Source organism: Qipengyuania sp. NPDC077410, from assembly GCF_044543405.1.
Classification (GTDB): domain Bacteria; phylum Pseudomonadota; class Alphaproteobacteria; order Sphingomonadales; family Sphingomonadaceae; genus Qipengyuania; species Qipengyuania pacifica.
The window spans coordinates 1-20,452 of record NZ_JBITWB010000008.1; the positions used below are offsets into that span (position 1 = coordinate 1).

Genomic DNA, 20,452 nt, shown 5'->3' on the forward strand with positions numbered 1-20,452 from the left:
CGTTGGTTCAAATCCAACCCCCGCAACCAAAACAAACAAGGGCTCCGCCAACTGGCAGAGCCCCTTTTTTATGCCTCCCGTAATTACGCGCGAAACAAAGGCGCGCGGAACAGAAGCGCCCGGCATTTCCGGATGCGCACCCAGATAAGGGGCGCGGTTGTGACGCTGGGTGTATTCGGCTCTTAGGGTCTTATAATTCATGGCCGGCATCGGGGCGGGAACCCGTACTAAGTCTCCGTGAAGCTGGTGGTGGCGAGCGGCTCCTATTCAAAACGGTGTGTAATTATAAGAACGGTAAGGTGACTTAAGGCCTACGGTTGCAGGAAGGTCGGCATCTTGAAGCTAGCCGCCGCGGGCTGACGCATGGTTCTCGAGCTTTGGTTCGCCCGCTTTCCCGCCGCTTCCGCACAAGGGGACACCTTCTCGACCGGTAGTTACAAGAAATGCCGGAGAAGCGCTTCGGTGTGATGGGAAACGTTTCTCCGGCATTTTTGTCCGTCTATGTCGCGCGGCGAACCGCTCGGTTCATCGGCCGCCTTGTTCGCGGCCTGCATTGAGTAACCGGCGACTTCCAAGCGCAAGAACCAATACTGACAATAAAGCCAAGGCCGCGAGCGCTTCGGTGGCTAGGGTTCCGCCGGAGCTCCGGGGTTCATATCGTGGGATCATTGCGAAGTCGCTGTGGTCGAAGGCTTGTTCCTCGAAGAAGTACGGGTAATAGAACTGCCGCAGTTTCGTGTGGAAGGCAGCTATGCTGTCCTGATAGGCCAGTTGGCCCTCGATGTCGGTGTCGGCCATGCGGTGCAGCACATTCATGGTCCCGACGCCGGGCAGGACGTAGCCCAAGAGCCTGGTCATCGTCTCGCGGGTCTTCAGGCTATCGCGATAGGCGCTGACGTCTGCAGCCACGGCTTCGTCGCCGACCTGATGCATGGCGTAATACCATTTCCAGTGGAAGCGCCCTTCGAACTCTTCCTGTCCGCGCCATTCGGGATGATTGACAAAGAAGCGCGCAAACGTTTCTTCTTTCGGCACGTCCCAGCCGTGATGGACCACTTCGCGTTGTGCCAGGGTCAGATCGACGCCCTTGGCCACGGGCACGGCCCGCGCGATGACAGCATGAGCGAGCGTAGGCAGGATGAGCGTCAGGATGATCCAGCAACCGATCATCGTTGCGGCTGCGGTCGTGGAGGCACGCGTTGCCCCGCCGATCAGCATCGCAAGACCGAACCAGAAGGCGCTGTAAAGAGCGGCGATGAGGATCATCGTTGCAATGCTGACTGCAGGCGCAGCCATAATCATAGCGCCGATGATCAGCGGTAGGCCTACCGCCAAAAGAACCGCAGTGTAGCGCAGGCCCACGCGGCGGCGCCACAGGCCATTGCCGGGAAGGGACAGGAGTAGCCGAAGTCGGCCGCCTTCCCGTTCCGCCGTTACCAGATCGTGCCCAAGCGCGATGACTACGAGCGGCAGGAGATAGATCAGGACGAAAGCCCAGTCGAAAACACCCGGCAGAGCGAGTTCCGGATTGTAGGTTTCGGAATCGTAGAGCTGTGACTGCAGGCCGAGGGCACGCACGCGCAGAACATAGGGTTGCAGGTCACGCTGGCCGATCGCCGCGAAAGCGAGCGGGGGAGGGGGATCCTGCGTGAGCATGAAAGCATAATAGGCGTTGTAACCTGCCTCGCCTTCGGGACCTGCATTGGCCTCTTCTACAGCTGCGAGGTCGCGCACCTGCTCACGCTGGACCCGTTCGATTGTTGCGCGTTGATCCTGCACCTGAACTATGCCGGACCAGACTGACGCCGCAGAAAGGACCAGCAGCAGGATCAGAGCCAAGACATTGCGGTTCGAGCGCAGCAAGAGACGTGCTTCGGCACGCCAGAGGGAGTGGGAATGGTTCATCGTGCGACTCCTCCGATGCGGCGGGCGGCAAAGAGAGCCAGCACGCAGAGCGCTGCCAGCCAGCCAGCCAGCACCAGCAGCGGCCATATAATCCGGGTCCCATCGGCAAGGGGATTGAACGGTGAATAGGAAAAGCGCGGAACCTCCTGCCAGTATGCGGCAGAAATTCGGGGATCTTCGCCTCCTATCCCGGGCAGGAGCTCGGCCTGCATGCGGTTCAGCCGCTGCACGAATTCATACCGGAAGGCCTCCGACTGATCGAGGAAATCCTGATGCGCGGCGGGATCGCTGCCGGCCAGGGTCATCGACAGCTGACGGATTGCAATGAGCGGGCTGAGCACGGAGAAGGTGTGGACGAAGGCATTCTGCTCCCGTTCCCGAGCAGCCTAGCGCTGCGCTGCATCGGCATAGATCTGCGTCGTTAGACGTTCTCCTTCAATGGCCACCAATCCGGCGTATTGGACTGGAAGTTCCTCGACCGTCCTCACGCCGTATCGATTAAGAACCTCGTCGCGGAAATCGTTGAAATAGGGATCGTCGGGATCGTGACTGTCGCCTATTTCGAGTAGATCGCGATGTAGAGCGATTTCTGTCTCGATCTTGGTGGCGAGCTGATTTTGAGCCGAGGCGGCTTCGGGAAGTGCTCGCGGCAGAAGGATGATCGTGATCATCCACAGACCCATCAGGATCGCCAGTGCGTCGCGCGGCCGTGCCACAAGGGCAGAGATAATCACGCTGGCGAACGCCCACAGCAGCAGCCAGCAAGCATATGCGATGATCATCACGCCGACCGTTGCCCAATTGGCGGCGCCGGTGGCGGCGAAGCCCAGCAGCAGCGCGAAGGCGGGCAACCCTACCGCTAGCGCGATAGCGCCATGGCCGAGCATCTTGCCGGCAATGAGGCTCCGCCCGCCGATACCCTGCGCTAAGAGCAGTTTCAGGGTCGCGCGCTCCTTTTCCCGAGCAACACTGGCGAAGGCGAGAAAGATCAAAAGCAAAGGCGCCAGCGTTTGCAAAATAAAGGCCGGCGTCAGCTGGCCAAAACGCAGCAGCAGCGAGGATTGACGCGCCTCGGCAAAGTTCGCGCTGTTCTGGCGGTGACCTTCGAGGAAGATCGTGTTTCCGGTGAAGCTGTTTACGCCCGCATCGAAGAAGGCGAGCGGCGCAATGGGGCGAAACAGAAACTGGCCATAATGAACCATGCGGTGCGGATGGCGATCGGGCTGGGCGTCGAAGGTTTCATCGACACTCGCCTGATACCGGGTCCGATCCGCTTCGATGGCGCTTCGGCTTTCCAGGCTCGTGAAGCCAGCGACCAGTATGAGAAGCACGAGCAGACCAGTGGCGATCAGGCCGGAACGGTTGCGCGCGAGCATGCGCCATTCTTCCTTCGCGATCAGCTTGACGCCAGTCATGCGGGCGCTCCTGCGACCAAGGTGTAGCGATCGTGAAGGGCGTTGAGATCGAAGCGTTGACCGGCAGTGCTCGCCGTTTGCTCCTCCTCGATTTTCCCTTCGCTCAGGAACCCGATGCGGTCGGCGATATCGACTGCGCTGACGAGATCATGAGTTACCATGAGCACCGCGACTTCACGCTCGCGCGCAGCATCGAGCAGTCGATTGAACTCCAATACGGCGCGTGGGTCCAAGCCGGAGGTCGGTTCGTCGAGCAGCAGCACGGGCACGTCACGCGCCAGGGCAAGTGCGATAGCGACCTTCTGACGCATACCCTTGGAAAAGCCGGACAGGCGTTTGTCCCAGGCTGCTTGGTTGAGGCCCACCGCGGAAAGCGCGGCCTCGATTGCATCGTCTCCCCGCTCGGCCTTTGCGAGGGCAAGGAAGTATCCGATGTTCTCGCGCGCGGTGAGATGCTCGTAGAGGGAAACATTCTCTGGCACATAGGCCATCTGAGAACGGGCGGCGCGCGCGTCTGCCACCGGATCGGTCCCGCACACTCGCACCGAGCCCGAGCCCGGTCTGAGAAAGCCGAGCAGGGCGGACAAGGTTGTCGACTTGCCCGCTCCGTTGCCTCCTAGCAGGGCATAGATTTCCCCGCGTTGGACCGTGAGGTCAAGCCCGCGCAAGACGGGATTGGCGCCGTAACTGTGGTGCAGACCATCGATCGCGATGGCTGGAGCGGTGAATATACTGGTCATGATCAGAATCCTGCCCTGAAGCCGAGTGTTGCAGTGCGGGGGGCGCCGGGCTGAACCCAGAGCTGCGAGTAGCTGTTGGCGTACCAATTGGCGTCGAACAGGTTGGCGATGGTGCCGAAAAGTGTGACGTTCGGCATTATCTCGGCTTCGCCGAAGATGCGGAAAAGCGCGTGATCGGGCAGATAGAAATCCGTGCCCGTCGCACCAAGTCGTTCGCCAACATACTGAATGCCGCCGCCCAATTTGGCGTCGCGCCCGGCGACGGCGAAGCTCTTCGATATTTGCGCGTTAAGCGTGTGGTCCGGAATATTGAGCAGCGGATCGCCCGGTACTATCACGAAGGAGAAGTTCGGATCGAGCACGCTCGATCGTGATTCCGCATCGACATAGGCGTAGCTGAGGAGAACATCGAGGTCGCCGGGTATTTGCCCTTCGACATCAAGCTCCACACCTCGACTTCTCGCCTCACCGATGGCGACGGAAAAGCCCGGATTATTGATATCGCTTGCCAGCACATTGTTCTTGTCGAGCTGATATATTGAGAAGGTTCCGGTCAGTGCGCCGTTCAGCAGTGTCACCTTGGCGCCCGCCTCGATCGATCGGCTGCTCTCGGGATCGAAAATTCGGCCTGTAACGTCGGTACCGATGTTCGCCCGGAAGCCTTCACTATAGGCGGCAAAGAGCGTGATGGTCGGCGCGAGTTCGTAAACGAGACCGAACTGCGGACTGATCCGGCCATCCTTGCGCTCGCTGTTTACGCCGGTGAGATAATTTTCGGTGCGCAGCGTGAAATCATCGTAGCGTGCGCCGAGCCGCACTTGGAGGCTGTCGGTCAGTTCGATCTGGTCCTGCACGAAGATCCCGGTCGACGTCTGCCGGTCCAAGCGGTCGTTGTTCGGCAGCGGTGACGGCGGATCGAAGCGACCATAAACGGGATCGAAGATGTCGATGACGTAGGATTCTGCATCTGTTGGATTGGTCGACAACGCAGGCGGTCTGCGGCGGCCGAATTGCTGATAATTGTCGAACTCGTCATGGTCGGCGCCAAAAAGCACACGATGGCGTAGTGCGCCGGTCGTGAATTCTCCGCTCACTTCGCCACGAACGACTGTCTGTTGGGAATCGTAAAGGCGAGAGCGCCGTTCGCGAGCAAGTGAGCGCCCGTCGCGGAACAGTTTCTGACGGGATCCGCTGAGGTCCGGGTCGGACGACAACCCTGTAAGCAAGGTATCGCGAATGCTGCCGCCCAGAAGCACGCTCCAGCGATCATTGAAGTCGTGCTGCACGCGAAGCGAATGGCCTTCAGCCCGCGCGATGTGATCGCCGTCGCCCGGCTCACCGAGATAACGGCTGCGAGGGACGGTCTCGAAATCCCCGTTTAGCACAACGATCCCGCGGTCGAACGGCACTTCGACACGAGTCTTTTCCAAATCGTATGTAACGCGCGTATCCGGTCCGATCGCCAATCCGATCGAAGGCAGGAAGCCCCAGCGATACTCGTTGACAGTATCGCGAAACGTGTCGCCATCTTCGATATATCCGATCAATCGCGCGCTCAGGGCGCCAGTGACCGCAATATTGATGTCGGTTTCCGAGCGCAGCCTGTCAAAGCTGCCGAATTGCGCACTGACAGTTCCAAAGGTGTCGCCGATCTGCGCCTGCTTGGTCACGAGATTGACTGTCCCACCGGGTTCGCCGCGACCCAGCAAGGCAGCGGCAGGGCCTTTCAGGACTTCGATCCGTTCGATCCCCGCCGTGTCCCGTTCCCCGCCGAAACCGCGTCCTCCATTAAAGCCATTGACCAGATAGCCGGTCGGGATGTTCTCATCGCCTGCAAAGCCGCGAATGGCGAAGGAATCCCATAACCCACCGAGCGTGTTCTGGCGCGCGACCGAGGCGTTGAGATCAAGCGCGTCGTTGAGTCTGACGAGATTGTTTTCTTCAAGCGTTTCGGAATCAATCAGGTCGATCGACTGAGGGATTTCGGTCACGGCAAAGTTTCCGCGATAGGCTTGGCGCACACCACTGACGACAATCGCCGAACTGCCATCGGGTGCGCTCGCCGTGTCCTCCTCTGGCATGCCAATGTTCTGCGCATGGACATTCGCCGCGGGCGCGATCAGACACAGGGAGGCAATAGCGTAAGCGGCAGTAGAAGGCTGAATGATCATTGGAATCCAAGACAGGAGGGGCATAGGGTATGAGACTATATCTCATAACGCCGCGCCCATACCTGACCATCTGCCGAGGTCAATGATATAGTGTAACTTTCTTTACGAGCCGAAGCCGTCGCACGCTCGAACCACCGTTGTGCGAGGTTACTCGTGGCCCACCCGAATGGTCTTGCTCGTGCCCAACTCGTTCACGGCTACGAAGGTGAACGCCGCTGTCGCAGCATGGACGCGTATTCCGCTTAGCAGGTCTTCGGACCAGATTTCCACCGCAACGCGTACGGAACTACGCCCGGTCATCTTCACCTCGGCGACCAGTTCGACCATATCGCCTTCCCTGATTGGCGCGACGAAATCGATGCGGTCTGAAGATGCCATCACCAAGACCTCGCGTGTATGGCGGGTGGCGGCGATAAAAGCCGCTTTGCCCATCATCTTCAGCGCGTCGCCCCCGTAGAGCGTGCCGTAGTGGTTGGTTTGCCCAGGAAACACCATCTCTGCGAGCCGCAGGATAGAGCTCGGCTCTATGGGGGCGCATTCGAACATCGCCGGAAGCGGCAGTTTTGTCGTGGGGCCTTTTCTTGCCACCAATGTGAAGCGCCCGCGGGTGCATAGGCGTCGTTCACCTGAAACCGGCGCTTCTGCGATCAGCTCGACTTCGACATCGAGTGAACTTGTGCCCACGCGTACGAGGTGTCCTGTCACTTCCACCAGATCGCCTTCTTGCGCGGGAGCGGCGAAGTCGATCTTCTGCGATGAGGCGGTGACGAAGGGCGCGCGTCCGTGGCGCGAGGCAGCGAGGAATGCGACCTTGTCCATGTGCGCCAGTGCGACGCCGCCGAACAGCGTCCCGTGATGGTTCGTGTCGCCTGGGAACACGATGTCGATCAACTGCACGGCGGGCCGCGCGTCCTTCGTCTTACTCATCGGATTATGCCTCGGTGTTTGTTTCTGCACGCAAGGTTCGGGCGGCCGATACCATCGCGGCGATTGCCGGTTTGACTTCGTCCCAACCGCGGGTCTTCAGCCCGCAATCGGGATTTACCCAAAGCTGCTCCGGACGCAGATGCTTCTGCGCTAGTCGCATCAATGCAACCATCTCGTCCTTGCTCGGGACGCGCGCCGAGTGAATGTCGTAAATTCCCGGCCCGATTGCGCTGGGATAGCGATAGCTGGCAAAACCCGCGAGCAACTCCATCTGCGAACGTGCAGTTTCGATCGAGATGACGTCGGTGTCCATGGCCCCGATCGAAGGCAAAATGTCGTTGAACTCCGAATAGCACATATGCGTATGGATCTGGGTCTGGTTGCCGACGCCGGCAGCCGCGAGGCGGAAACAGTCGACCGCCCAATCCAGATAGGCCGGCCAGTCACGCTCGCGCAGGGGAAGTCCTTCACGCAGCGCTGCCTCATCGATCTGGATCGCCTTGCAGCCCGCCGCTTCCAGGTCGAGTACCTCGTCGCGGATCGCCAGCGCGATCTGGCGGCAACTCGCCTCTCGGGGCTGATCGTCGCGCACGAAACTCCAGTTGAGGATCGTGACCGGACCGGTCAGCATGCCTTTGACAGGCTTGTCGGTCAGCCCCTGAGCATAGCGCCACCAATGGACCGTCATCGGTTCGGGCCGCGAAACATCGCCATATAGGATCGGTGGCCTGACGCAGCGCGATCCGTAGCTCTGCACCCAGCCATTCACGGTGAAAGCAAAACCCGCAAGCTTCTCGCCGAAATACTGGACCATGTCGTTTCGCTCGAATTCGCCATGGACCAGCATGTCGAGCCCGGCCTCTTCCTGCCATCTGATCGCGCGCTCGGTCTCTTGGTGCAGGAAAGCGTCGTAGCTCTTACTGTCCAGTACGCCGCGATTATACTCCGCGCGGGCTTTGCGCACGGCGCCGGTCTGCGGAAAGGACCCGATGGTGGTTGTCGGGAAGAGAGGTAGATTGAGCACCTTGCTCTGAGTCTTGACGCGCTCGGCATGACCCGCGCGGCGTTCGCGCATGTCAGGCGTGAGGGCAGCGATCCGTTCGCTGACAGTGCGATCATGGATGCGTGCAGCAGTCTTGCGCGCTTCGGTCGCACGGGCGGAGGCGGCCAACTCAGCTGCGACGCTTTTTCTTCCATTCGCTAACGCCCGGCGCAGCAGATCGAGCTCCTCGATCTTTTGCACTGCAAATGCCAGCCACTGCTTCAACTCATCGTCCAGCCTGCTTTCCAACTGCAGATCGACGGGCACGTGCAGCAGGGAGCAGGAGGGGGCGAGCACCAGATCACGCTGCGCCGCCAGCGGCTCCAGACGATCCAGCAGCGCGGCCAGATCGGCGCGCCAGATATTGCGCCCGTCCACCACGCCAAGCGAGAGCAGGCGGTTTTGCGGCACCGCCTTCACCACCGCATCCAATTGCTCCGGCGCGCGCGCCAGATCGATGTGCAGTCCGGCGACCGGCAGGGAGGCGGCGAGCGACAGGTTATTTTCCAGACCTCCGAAATAGGTGGCCAGCATGATCTTCGGCCCAGCACGGCCCAGCTTGGCATAAGCGCGGGTAAACGCGCGGCGCTGCCGATCGGTAAGGTCTGTAACGAGGATGGGTTCATCGATCTGCACCCATTCAGCGCCTGCTTCCTCAAGCCGTGCGAGCACAGTGACATAAAGCGCAAGAACCTCTTCGAGCAGGTCGAACGGATCGCTTCCGTACTCTTTTGCAAGGCTCAGCCAGGTTACCGGTCCAAGGATGACCGGACGCGTTTCAAAACCCTGCGCCTTGGCTTCGAGATAGTCCTCCAGAGGCTTGATGTGCCCGAGTTGCAGCCGAGTTTCAGGCTCGATCTCGGGGACAATGAAATGATAGTTGGTGTCGAACCATTTGGTCATCTCGCCAGCGGTCACGCTGCCATGCGCGTGGCCGCAAGTCGCACCGCCGGTCGCACCGCGTGCCATCGCAAAATAGGTTTCGAGCCCGGCTGCTTGGCCGCTGGCGAGGCCATAGCGCGCCGGAATGGCGCCGAGCATCACGCTTGTGTCGAGCACATGGTCGTACAGCGAGAAATCATTTGAGGGCAGCCAATCGACGCCGAGTGCCTTCTGCCGCGCCCATGTCGCGGTCCTCAGGCCCTGTGCGGCCTCTTCCAATTCGTCTTGTGAAATAGTGCCGGCCCAGAATTTCTCGAGTGCGAACTTCAGTTCGCGGCGTGGGCCGATGCGGGGAAACCCCAAGCTAGCAACGGAAACGGTCATTTTCATTTACCCCGATGAAGACGGGGGAGACCGGTCGGGCGCGCGCGCCGGACGCGCGACGGTAGATCCGGGCGCGCGTCATGCAAGCGACCAGACCGGGCACCCCGCCGGTGGACGTTATCGCGTCGGAGGCAGGTCTCCTGGCTCGCGGGTCAAAGCAAAACGGTCCGTCTTCCCGGAAGGCGAGCCTTCCAGTGACATGAGTGGACCGCCGCTCGCCGCTTACAGTTGCGGGGGCAGCGCCGGCATTGCTCCCTTGTCAGGGCGCGCACCGGCTTCCCGTCTTAGCTCCGGCGCGGCGAACCCACCGGAGAACCTCGACAAACATCCCATCGGCCTTCCAAGCCATCACGTCAATAGAGCATATAAAGAATTCTTTATATGCTCTATTGATAGGCGATCATCCGAATTTTTAATGCCTGTTCGTAAAGCGGACAGGCGTTTTCAGCTCGCCCGTTACTGGACGAGCAGTGCTCAGCGCCGGGCCAGTTCCTCGACGAGGGCAGGGGCGGGATAGATCGTCTCCAACGCCTCCTGCACCGCTGCGGCAGAGACAGCGACGGTTCGATTGAGCGTGCCATCGTATCCGTAATTGCCACCCAGCGAATGGATGTTGCCGTCGAAGGCTGCACCGATCACGGTACCGGCCCGGTCGATCACCGGTGATCCGGAGTTGCCGCCGATGATATCGTTCGTCGTCACGAAATCGTAGGTCGTATTCTTGTCGATCTTCGTCTGGTTTGCAGCGAAGGCCGGTGCCACATCGAAGGGTGCGTTGCCGGTAGCACGCTCAAAGGTTCCGCCCATCGTCGTTTGGAACGGGACCTGATTGCCACGCTCGATCCAGCCCTTCACCTGGCCATAGCTGATGCGCAGGGTAAAAGTGGCGTCTGGATAGAGGCTGTCACCGTAGGCGGCAAAGCGCGCATCGGCCAGTTTGACGCCGGCGGCTGCCAGTGGACCCGAATACTGGGCGTCAGCCAGCGCCTTCAATTCGCGCTGGCGCGTGGCCAGTTTGAGCGCGTACTTGATCATGGGATCGTCAGAAGCCTCTACCGCCTCGAGGCCGCCATCCCACAGCGCCTTTCGGACTGCCGGATCGGCGAGGGAAGTGCCGTTTACCAGCCGTTCGGCAAGCTGTTCGGGGCTCTCCTTCCCGAGCAGAAGCTTGGTGTCGGGATCGTCCACGCCGAGATATTCGCGCGCCTTGGATAGGCTCCATTCCATGCCCAGTTCATCCAACCACGGATTGACGGGCCGTTCGTCGAGCACCTGCTTTTCAGTCAGCGGCAGCGCGCTGTCGGTATAGCCGGGCAGACGCTCTGAATTGGGTTTGCCGCGTTCCTGTGCCGCAAAGACCAGAGTTTGCGCGTAGCTGTAAAGATCGCCCGATGGCTGGGTGAAACGAAGCGGATAGTAGAGCGCGCGGTACGCGTTCATCGCCTCATCCACCGTCGTCCAGGGATCTCCGATCTCGCTATCGCCCGCAACCTGCTGGCGCAGATCGTTCTGCGCTTCGGCGAGTCTGGCAGTGAAAGCCGGATCGTTAAGTGCCTTGGTGCGACCGATATAAACCTTCAGACTGTTCTCGATGCCGCTAAGCATGTCGCCGCCTTCGCGGGCATGTTCCTTGCTTTCTTCCATTGCGCGGATCAACCGACCACGCAGTTCACTGAGCGTGGCGACCGTAACCGGCAGCCGTACTTCGCGCTCGAATGCCAACTGGCTGTCCGTCCATAGGCGGCTGGTCGATCCCGGGTTGCCAACCACAAAGGTGATTTCGCCTTCTTCCGGAGCGCGAGGGTTCCATTTTAGGTGCTCGGGCGTCGCGATCGGCCGACCATTCTCATATGCGCGCAGAAAGCTTGCATCGAGCGAGTAGCGCGGAAAATTGAAATTGTCCGGGTCGCCGCCAAAGGTCGCGGCTCGATCTTCAGGTGCCCAGGCCAGGCGCACGTCGGAGTACTTGCGATAGGTGTAGAGCTTGTACTGTCCGCCACCGAAAAGCGTCACCACCTGACAGCGGGTCGTCTCCGAGTCGGGGCAGCCGGCCTTCTCCAGCTCGGCGATCTTCGCGTCGCGCGCTTTGGTCAGCGCCTCTCCGGTCTGCGATCCGATCGCGCCAATCACATCGGGCGTGACGTCCGAGATCATGGTGACCACTTCGGCCTGCTGACCCGGACATTTGAGCTCGGCATCGCGCCGGTCCGCAACGAACCCATTGAGCAGATAGTCGGCAGTCTCGTCCGAATTGTCGAACAGGCAGCTCGCGACACAATGGTGGTTGGTCAGGATCAATCCATCGGGCGATACGAAGCTGGCCGAACAGCCGCCCGTCAGTCGCACAGCCGAATTGCGCACCGTATCGAGCCACGCCTGATCGGGAGCCCAGCCATATTGCTCGCGGACCTGCTCGGCTGGAAAACCGTCGAACGTCCACATGCCTTCTTCTGCCATGGCAGGTTGCGAAGCCAGCGCACAAATGGCGGCGGCGGCAAAAAGTGCGTTTCGATTGATTTGCATCTGACTGTTCCTCCTGGTTCGAGGGCGGTCATGCGATCTGTAGGATGGCCGCTCTTGGCGATATGTTAGACCTCTTCCGCGCCTTTGCGCCAGTCTTCTGGTAAATTCAGCGCTACTGAGGCCCTGACCCCGCGCTGGCTTTCGGGGCTCGGAATTTTCGCCGATCTAGACGGCCCACGGGCCTGTAATGGCAAGAGTCCGCGTCGGTGAATATGCGTTGACGAAGAACCACTTGCCGTCAGGCGAAAAACATCCGCCTGCCAGTTCTGTCTGCATGCGCAGGCGACCCAGAGTATAAGCCCGGCCATCGGGCGTAATACCGCGAAGATGGTTATCGACCACTTCGGTATACTGGTCTTCGCAGACAATCAGGTGGCCGTTCGGACCCACGGTGAGATTGTCGCCGTAGTTGAACTGGTCTTTTCTCTGGCTTTCGAAAAACAGTTCGATCTGGTCGGGTTCGCCGCCAGTGCCGGGGACAAGTCGCAAGATCTGGCCGAGTTTTCGCTGGCCACCATTCGTTGAGCAGACGAATATTTCGTCTGTTCCCGTGTGGATGCCTTCACCTCTGGCGACGAGGGCGGCACCCTTTGCCGCGGCCCGGCTTCGCAGGTCGTCATTCGGGGATTCGACATCGTCGCAATCGATCCAGCGTACGGTGTGACGAGACCCGACCGCCATGTCGGCGGACGTCCAGTTGCGCGTGTCCGATAGGCCCTCCACGACCATCGCCTGCAGTAGACCGCCGTCGCCAAGGCGCCCAGGGGTGGTCGGAACGAAACGGTAGAGCACGCTGTCGTCACGATCTTCGCTAAGATAGACGATCCCCGTTCTCGGATCGACACAAGCCGCTTCATGATTGAAGCGACCCATGGCTTTCAGGGGAACCGCATCGATCAGGCCGGTCGCATTGGCCGGAACTTCGAACACCCAGCCATGATTTTCAGCGAGACCTTCGCCGAAACGCTGGCCCGGGCCCGTGGGTGCTTCCTCACAGGTCAGCCAACTTCCCCATGGCGTGATGCCGCCCGAACAGTTGCGGATCGTCCCTGCAAGCGAGCGGAACTCGCGCTTTACCTCAAGTGTGGTTGCATCGAGTACGATGGATGTGGTCCCGCCAGGCACGATAGCGCCGTCGCGTGTGCCGAAACCTTTGGCGAGAACGCCGCCGGCATCATCAGCCGGCACCAGTTCGTGGTTGCGGATGAGCACAATTTCATCGTTGCCGAGCGAGAAACAGCCCATGCCATCGGCCTTGTCGGGCACGGTGCAGCCATCGGTCATCGCATTCCCTAGGCTCGACAGGAGCCGGTAGGAAAAGCCGCGGGGAAGGTCGAGCATTCCGGCAGGATCGGGAACCAGTGGACCGTAATCCGCGAATGATGACGGCGCCGACGTCAGCGGAGCTGACCGGCCAGTGCAACCATTCAACAACAATCCGGAAAAGGCCGCGCCGGTAGCGCCGATGAAATTGCGGCGGTTCAGTAGCATCAGAATTCTCTCTTACCCGGTGACCGGAAACGGCCCTTTAGCGGCGATGCTCGCTATAGCCAACGCTCCTCTGAGAGGCAGCGGCATGACAACGGTTTGGTAATTCCGCGATGGGCGCGGTTCTTCGTCGCTGCGGCTGGTCGCCACGAGCTAGTCAATTTTCGCGCTCCTTTACGGACACGGGCTGTTTTGTCGTGACGGGGTTGGGGCTTGGGGAAGGGGTGAGCTCCCGATCCAGTTCCTTTGCTTTGCTTTCTATCTCGTCTTGGGCGATTTCGTACCGCTCATCGAACGACTTCTCCCGTTCGCAAGCTGACAGTACGAGCGGCAGCAGAATTGCAAGCCGTCGCATCAGTAATTCTTCCGATAACGCACGTTCACATTGGTAGCCCCTGACCCCCCGGCTTGGCTGAGGATCGACAGAAACGGGGTTAGGCTCACTTCAAGCTGTGTCGCGGTGAACCCCCGCGCATCGGTGATGAATTCCACATAGATGTCGTCGGTCAGATACTGACCTGCGGCGAGCGCCGTCCCGCGGCCGTTGGTGTCGTCGGGCCCAAGAATGCGGAGCCGGTCTACGCCAGTTGCCGAGCGCAGCTTCCCAAGGGGATTGAGGCCGCCGCCACTCCCGCGCAGCGAATTGAGCGAGGCTGCCAATTGCACTGCCTGTATGGTCGAAAGATTACCGATCGAACTACCGAACAGAATGCGGGACACGATTTCGTCTTGCGGTAATCCCGGAACGCTCGAGAAGGCGATCTGCGGGTCGTAAGCACGGCCCGACACATTGACGTTGACGACGACGTCCTCGATGTCGTCAGTCGCCGTGAGCTGAATTACAGGATCGATGGACGTCCCACCGGTAAAGTCTACTCGACCTTCGCTCAATTCGAACGACCGGCCGGCAAACCCAAGCGTTCCCCGCACGAGCTCGACCTCGCCCGAAACGCGGGGTGCCGTGCTGGTTCCACCGAGCCGCATGTCGGCACTCCACTCGGATTCGAGACCCATGCCAGACACATAGAGCTGCTCGGGAGCACGCAACGCGATATCGAGCCTCAGCTGGTCGAAGAGCCCTGGCTGTGGCTGGGCAGGCTCCTCACCGGTTATCCGCTTAGGGCCGCGCGGTGGCTTGAATCGCACGCCGGTCAGTTCGGGCACTTCGGCCGAACCCTGACGGATGATCTGGTAGCGTGTTTCTGGCAGCGTGATTTCGCCGGAGAGCAGGGCGGTTTCGCCCGCCGCCTTTGCCAGGCGCAGATTGCCTGTGGCGGTGGCAGCAAGGGCGTCGCTTCGAGCCAACCGAGCGTTGTTCAGCGTGACGTCGACGTCCATCGGATAACCGCTCGCCTCGGCAAGGCTGATAAAACCCTGCGCACTTACCGATCCGTCACCGGCCGTCGCCGTCAGACGCTGAATGGCGAAACGATCACCAGTGAATTGGCCTTCGATTGCCATGTTCGACAATCTCGTCCCATAGGTCTGGTTCTCGTAAGTAAGACTGTTCGCGCGCACGATCCCCGACAGCTGCGGGCTTTGTACCCGGCCGGAGAAATCTGCCGCCACGCCGATTGGCCCGGACAGGCGCTGATCGGGCTGGCCGGCGAACGAGAACAGCGTATCCGCTGGCCCGTTGTAACGGATGCCGCCATCCAGCGGAGCTGCGAGAAGCCGGGTTGTCCAGCTACCCGAGCCGGGGGGCAGCGGCCTCAGGGATGCATTCAGGCGACCGATGACGCTGCCACGACGACGCATGACCGCGCGCGCTTCACCGCCATCTGGAAGCAGCTTGCCCACGAAATTGATATCGAGCGGCTGGCTCACCGAAACCGCCGTCGTGCGGCTGAAATTCGCAATCTGTAGCCGGGCATCGGCGCGGGGGAATGCAGAAGCATTCGGCTGGTCGAAATCCAGACTGCCGGTCGCACTGCCGTTGATGCCAAGACCGGGTACGAACGCTTCGACGATTGAGAGATCGAGCGAATCCAGGCGGCTCTGTATCTTCATCCCTTCGCCGTAAGTGCCGGCCAATCGAATGTTTCCGCGACCGAAATCGATCCGCGTGGGCAGCAGTTCATAGTTGTTTTCACCCGGGACGATGCGCGCCGGGCCGACTGTGGCGAATTCGACACCGCGTACTCGTCCTTTAAGTGCGGCGCGCCAGAGGTCTGGCTTCAGCTCGGCATTCGCGGCGACGCGGAACGGAACGCCGCTAACCCCTTCCGCCAGGATGCGCGCAGTCCCGTTGCCATCGCGATAGTCGATCTTCGCTCGTGCCGCGGCAAGGTTGAGGCTCCCGAACGTGGTCTGGGAAAGTTGGGCATCGGCAACGACATAGGGCTGGTCGTAAAGAACGATCCGTGCATCGATGATTGCCGATCCGATCGCCAAATTCGCGGGGCCGGGAAGCACGGTATTCTGAGCACGAAGGTTTACGAGTGCCTGCTGGTATTCGCCGGCTGCATCAAGCCGGACGACACCGGCAACGCCTCGACCATTGGCGTCGAGACGGCCTGCAAACGGTCCAGCCGGAGTTTGTCTCAGCGACCCGGCGAAGGCAATGCCCGCCAGATCGGCGTTGTTGATTTCGAGCGTAAGCTGATCGCCCATTCCGAGCACCACATCCGCGGTAAGCGGGCCGTAATCGGTATCGCCGGTGGCGGCGAGGCGATACCCATTGGGAGCCCCTGTGATATTCGCACGTAAATTTGCCAGACCGATGCCCAGATCGGGTCGCTCTGCCGTAACAACCGCGTCGGGATCGCTGAGTGTGCCAGCCACTCTCACTCCGATACGGCCATAGGCATCGGTGACCCCATCCGCGTTCAGGGCCAGTCTTCCATCGGGCGCGTAGAAACCGCTGCCCCCAGTGATGCGCGCGGCTGGGGCACGCAGAGACAGGTTCGAAAATCGGATTATTCCGTCCGGCCCATAGCGAACGTCGCTTGCCGCGACCGCATTGCCGCCGAGAAAGTCGCGCACGCCCTCGTTAAACAGGCTCGTTGATCGCGCGCGAACGCGGCCGGCCATTGCGAAGCCGCCGTCCTGCGATTCAAGATCGACATCGGTTTCGATGTTGAATATCCCGACGCTTTCCACGCGGTAATTGTCGATCTTGCCGTCGATGGCACCGGTGTAGAGCCCGGTCGACGTATCCGCGAGCAGGATCACGCCCGCATCGATCCGGTCCGAGCGGATGCGCATATTGTCCGACAGGATGCGGGTGCCGTCGATGGCGAAATCCCCGGCCAGACGGACATTGCGCAGGGTTCCGCCAGCCACCGTGTCCAACCCGACGATGCGGGACGCGCTGGCATCGACCGGGATCATGATCCGCTCTGCATCGACTGTCGCTTCCCCGCTGGCGCGCAGGTTTTCGAGCCCCATGTCATTCATCGACAGGCGGTTGGCATTGATTGCATATTCGACACGCGGCGTGGCGAATTCGCCATTGAGTGTCAGCAAGGCGCGCAGGCCACTGCCACGAAGGTTCTCGGCCATTGCCGAAGGTTTTAGCAGCACGAAGGACAGCGCCAGATTGTCGAAGCTGTTGTCCGACAGATCGACGAGGCCGTTCGTGTTCAGGCGAAATGCGTCGCTGTTCAGATTGCCGTCGAGCGTCACCCGGCGCTCATCCAGGGCGGCAGACATCTGAATATTCATCACCGGACCGAGCAGGGCTGCGGTCGGTCCCTCGAACATGCGCGCGATGCGGGTCGGGCCTCGCACAGCAAAGGTGCCGTCGCGGGCACTGATCTGCAAACGCGCGAGCTCACTATTGGCGAGATTGGCGTTGAGGCGCCCGTTCCAGGCGTCCCAGTTGCCGGTGCCGTCAAGCTGGACCCGAAGCGGCTCGGTAAGGCCGGCCATCGCGGCGATCACCCCGTTGCCCGGGGCGTCGAGGTCGAGTTTCAGATCGAGCTTGTTGTCTTCGGGAACGGCGTCGACAACCAGCGCAACGCGATCACCGCCTGCCCGGTTTCTGCCTGAAATGGTTGCGGCATCGAACGTCGCCTGCGCCCGACCATTGGCTATGTGCGCCTTGCCCGCGAGCGAAGCGACGCGGGGTTCACCGCTGACCGGCGCCTCGGCCACAAAGCGGTCGATTCGCAATTCGCCAATATCGATATCGTAATCGGGCAGCAAAGGGGCGTCCGATGGGGGCGTCTCGGCAAATTCCGGCAGGCGCTGCAGGGTAATTAGCCGCGATGTGAGCGAGCGGATGTCGATATGGCTGCCGATGAAGGCGAATGGGCGCCAATCCATTCGTAGTTCGGGCGATGTCAGGAAGACGCCCTTCGGATCGGACAGTGACACGTCGTGCAGGATCATCTCGCCATACAGCGATCCCTCGATACGGCCGACGCCGATCTCCATGCCGTTCTCGAATTCGAGAGCGGCAATCTGATCGGCGACGAAGCGCTTGCCTGGCCCCGTGTTGAGACCAAGCAGCAAGGCTGCCACCAGGAGGACGAGGCCGCCGATGACGATACCGGCCCATTTCGCCACCTGGCGAGCACGGTTGTCATGGTGGCGGACGGTTTCCGTTTCCTCAGCCATGGTTTCCGTTTCCTCGGCCATCAGAATGCCTGTCCGATCGATACGTAAACGGCGAATTTGCTCTCGCCCGGGCGCCTGTCGAGCGGCATGGCGAGATCGATCCGCAACGGTCCGAAATTGGTATAATAGCGCCCGCCGATCCCTGCCCCGAACCGCAGGTCACTGAAATCAGGCAGCGTGTCTTCGTATACCTGGCCAGCATCGACGAATCCCACCACTCCGAAATTGCCGAAGCGATAGCGCACTTCGGCTGCGGCCTCGTTGAGGCTGCGTCCCCCCAGGGGGCGGTAGATGAAGGGATCGGCGGATTCGTCCGGATCGTCTGGATCGAAATCGGGATTGTCGAGCACCACGCGCGGTCCGAGCTGCTGATAGCCGAAGCCGCGCACGGAACCGCCGCCACCGGCATAAAAACGCCGCGACGGCGCCAGATCAAATCGCTCGATACCTTGGATTGTGCCCACACGGACGCGTCCGGCAAGGGTGATCGCGTCGGTCGGCGAGAAATAGGCCGAACCATCCAGACGTGCGCGGACATAAGGTGTGAAACCGTCCTGCAACGAACCTTCCGGTTCGATGATTGCCGTGATCTTGAAGCCTTCGGTGGCGTCGAGCAGGCTGTTGGTCCGATCGATCCCGGCCTGGCCTATCAACCCGCCGATAAAGAAGGTTCGCCGCGACAGGTCCTGAAGGGCAAAATCGTAATCCTGCTCGTTCGTACCGATCAGCTGGACGCCGTAGGCATAGGTGAAGGGCTTCTGCCAGATATTGGTCGAATCGTAACTGATCAGTGCCGAAAGCCGCCCGGTGAAGGCTTCATACGCATCGTAATTGCTGTGCAGGGCTTCGGCCGTCGCCTGGAATGTGCGATCTCTCTGTCCGGCGTTGGACCGACGGAAGGTTACCCCGGCGCCCTGTTCCTGCGTGCCAACCACACCGCGACCGATCAGGGCACCCTCGGGCGGGAAAAGGTTCCGATGGGTCCAGCTGCCCTCGACGCGGAAGCCTTGACCGGTGCCGAATCCTGCACTTCCCGCCAGAGTTCGCGGTGGGCCAGCTTCCTGCTCCACGAGAATGGTCGCGTATTCGGTGCCTTCGCCGGCCGGTTCGCCAGTTTGCTGGGGCAGTACGGATACGGTGTTGAACAGTCCTGTCGCGACCAGCGCCTGCCGCAGATCGTCGACCATGCGGCTGTCGTAGAGTTCGCCCTGCTCGAACCGGGCCAGCACGCCGACATGCTCTGCATCGAACGCCAGGTCGCCAGTGGTCTGGATTTCTCCGAAGCGCGACCGCGGGCCGGTTGTAACGGGCAGTGTATACACACCGTCGCCCGTCTCTTGGTCCAGAAGAATGTCGCGCTGGCCGATTTCCGCGAAGGGATAGCCGTTTTCCGGCAGGGCAACGGCGACATTCGCCTCCGCGCCCTGAACCCGCGCCGCGACGATCGGATCGCCAGTCTTGAGAACCAGATTTTTGCGGATCAGGTCCGGGGGCTCGGTCGGATCAGCGTCGATGACGATGTCGGAAAAGGAATATCGCGGTCCGGGTAGGACATCGATCACTGCAGTAAGCGACAGTCCATCGCCTTCGCCGGTCCGATCGATTTGTGTGGCTGCGCGCGCCTCGTACCAGCCTTCCGAGGCAAGGATGCGCTGCATCAAAGCGCTGTCTTCCGTCAGCCGGGCGGTGATCTGTGCGACATTCGCCGCTTTGCCATCCCCGTCTTCCAGCGCGGAAAGGCTATCGAACTGGTCGCGCAGGCTGGTGGCCGCCTCTTCGTCTGCAGCGTCGAGGCCGTTGACGCGGACGGAATAGGCGATCTCCGTGGTTTCGGTATCGGTTGCGTCCTGTGCAAACTCGACAGGCTCCACATTGAATTGATCCAGCGGGGGAAGGGGGGCGGCAAGTTCGGCATCGCGAATGGGCGCATCGCCGATTTCTTCCACTGCATCCCCATCGGCGAGGGTTGGGTCGCCAAGCGGGACGTCCTGACCCTCGGCGGGAGCAGCGCCAGCCTGTTCCTGGGCAACCCTCCGTTCGAAGTCTTCGATCGATTCCAACGGCGCGTCCAGGGCGGGATCGTTCGAAGGGTCGAGTTCGGGGACGGTTTCGTCGAACTCCTCGTCGCTGATGACCGGCTCGACTTGCGGTAGGTTCGCATCAGCGGGCGGGGCCGGAACGTCGAGTGCGCTTGTCTGGCCGACCGTGGCATCGGTGCTTTGCGCCACTGCCGGAACCGCAACCAGCGCCATCGCCAAGGCCAGAGCCGATGATGCACTGCGACGCGCGGGGGCACGTTTGCCCCGCGGCGGTGTTTCAACAGCAAAGGGCATATCGACAACCATAGAAAGCGACCCAACGTGCAAAGCGAAGGAAGAATCGGATCAACGCCAGGCGGTCAACACGCTCCCG

General features: G+C 60.9%; 11 protein-coding genes, 1 pseudogene and 1 riboswitch. All 12 genes and pseudogenes read right to left on the bottom strand.

Annotated features, from left to right (window positions below; translation table 11 throughout):
- Positions 1–201 (bottom strand): hypothetical protein (locus tag ACIGGE_RS17800; RefSeq protein WP_397491347.1); only part of this gene is annotated, 201 nt, incomplete at its 3' end.
- Between the two features lie 324 nt (positions 202–525).
- The gene (locus ACIGGE_RS17805; RefSeq protein ID WP_397491348.1) at positions 526–1,905 is read right to left on the bottom strand and encodes a DUF3526 domain-containing protein; all 1,380 of its coding nucleotides are present in this window, start codon (positions 1,903–1,905) and stop codon (positions 526–528) included.
- Positions 1,902–3,320 (bottom strand): annotated as a pseudogene (locus tag ACIGGE_RS17810) (ABC transporter permease). The gene ACIGGE_RS17805 and the pseudogene ACIGGE_RS17810 overlap by 4 nt, the downstream one beginning before the upstream one ends.
- Positions 3,317–4,060, bottom strand: a complete 744-nt coding sequence (locus ACIGGE_RS17815; protein ID WP_397491349.1) for an ABC transporter ATP-binding protein — start codon at positions 4,058–4,060, stop codon at positions 3,317–3,319. Before ACIGGE_RS17815 ends, ACIGGE_RS17810 begins: the two are co-directional and overlap by 4 nt.
- A gap of 2 nt (positions 4,061–4,062) precedes the next feature.
- Positions 4,063–6,141: a TonB-dependent siderophore receptor gene (locus ACIGGE_RS17820; protein ID WP_397491364.1), complete on the bottom strand. Its 2,079-nt coding sequence runs from the start codon at positions 6,139–6,141 to the stop codon at positions 4,063–4,065.
- Between the two features lie 237 nt (positions 6,142–6,378).
- Entirely contained in the window at positions 6,379–7,158 is a 780-nt protein-coding gene (locus tag ACIGGE_RS17825; protein ID WP_397491350.1) for an acyl-CoA thioesterase, read from the bottom strand.
- Between the two features lie 4 nt (positions 7,159–7,162).
- A complete protein-coding gene (gene metE, locus ACIGGE_RS17830; RefSeq protein ID WP_397491351.1) occupies positions 7,163–9,466 on the bottom strand; it encodes a 5-methyltetrahydropteroyltriglutamate--homocysteine S-methyltransferase in 2,304 nt (767 codons plus the stop codon).
- A 112-nt stretch (positions 9,467–9,578) separates the two neighbouring features.
- Positions 9,579–9,801, bottom strand: a riboswitch (cobalamin riboswitch).
- A gap of 139 nt (positions 9,802–9,940) precedes the next feature.
- The gene (locus tag ACIGGE_RS17835; RefSeq protein ID WP_397491352.1) at positions 9,941–11,989 is read right to left on the bottom strand and encodes a S46 family peptidase; all 2,049 of its coding nucleotides are present in this window, start codon (positions 11,987–11,989) and stop codon (positions 9,941–9,943) included.
- Positions 11,990–12,154: 165 nt separating this feature from the next.
- Positions 12,155–13,480 (bottom strand): alkaline phosphatase PhoX, encoded by a 1,326-nt coding sequence (locus ACIGGE_RS17840; RefSeq protein WP_397491353.1) that lies wholly within the window; start codon positions 13,478–13,480, stop codon positions 12,155–12,157.
- 154 nt (positions 13,481–13,634) lie between these two features.
- Positions 13,635–13,832 (bottom strand): hypothetical protein, encoded by a 198-nt coding sequence (locus ACIGGE_RS17845; RefSeq protein WP_397491354.1) that lies wholly within the window; start codon positions 13,830–13,832, stop codon positions 13,635–13,637.
- Positions 13,832–18,061: a translocation/assembly module TamB domain-containing protein gene (locus ACIGGE_RS17850; protein WP_397491355.1), complete on the bottom strand. Its 4,230-nt coding sequence runs from the start codon at positions 18,059–18,061 to the stop codon at positions 13,832–13,834. The genes ACIGGE_RS17845 and ACIGGE_RS17850 overlap by 1 nt, the downstream gene beginning before the upstream one ends.
- Positions 18,061–20,373 carry an autotransporter assembly complex family protein gene (locus ACIGGE_RS17855; RefSeq protein ID WP_397491356.1) on the bottom strand — a complete coding sequence of 771 codons (2,313 nt, stop codon included), beginning with the start codon at positions 20,371–20,373 and terminating at the stop codon, positions 18,061–18,063. The genes ACIGGE_RS17850 and ACIGGE_RS17855 overlap by 1 nt, the downstream gene beginning before the upstream one ends.
- Positions 20,374–20,452: the final 79 nt, after the last annotated feature.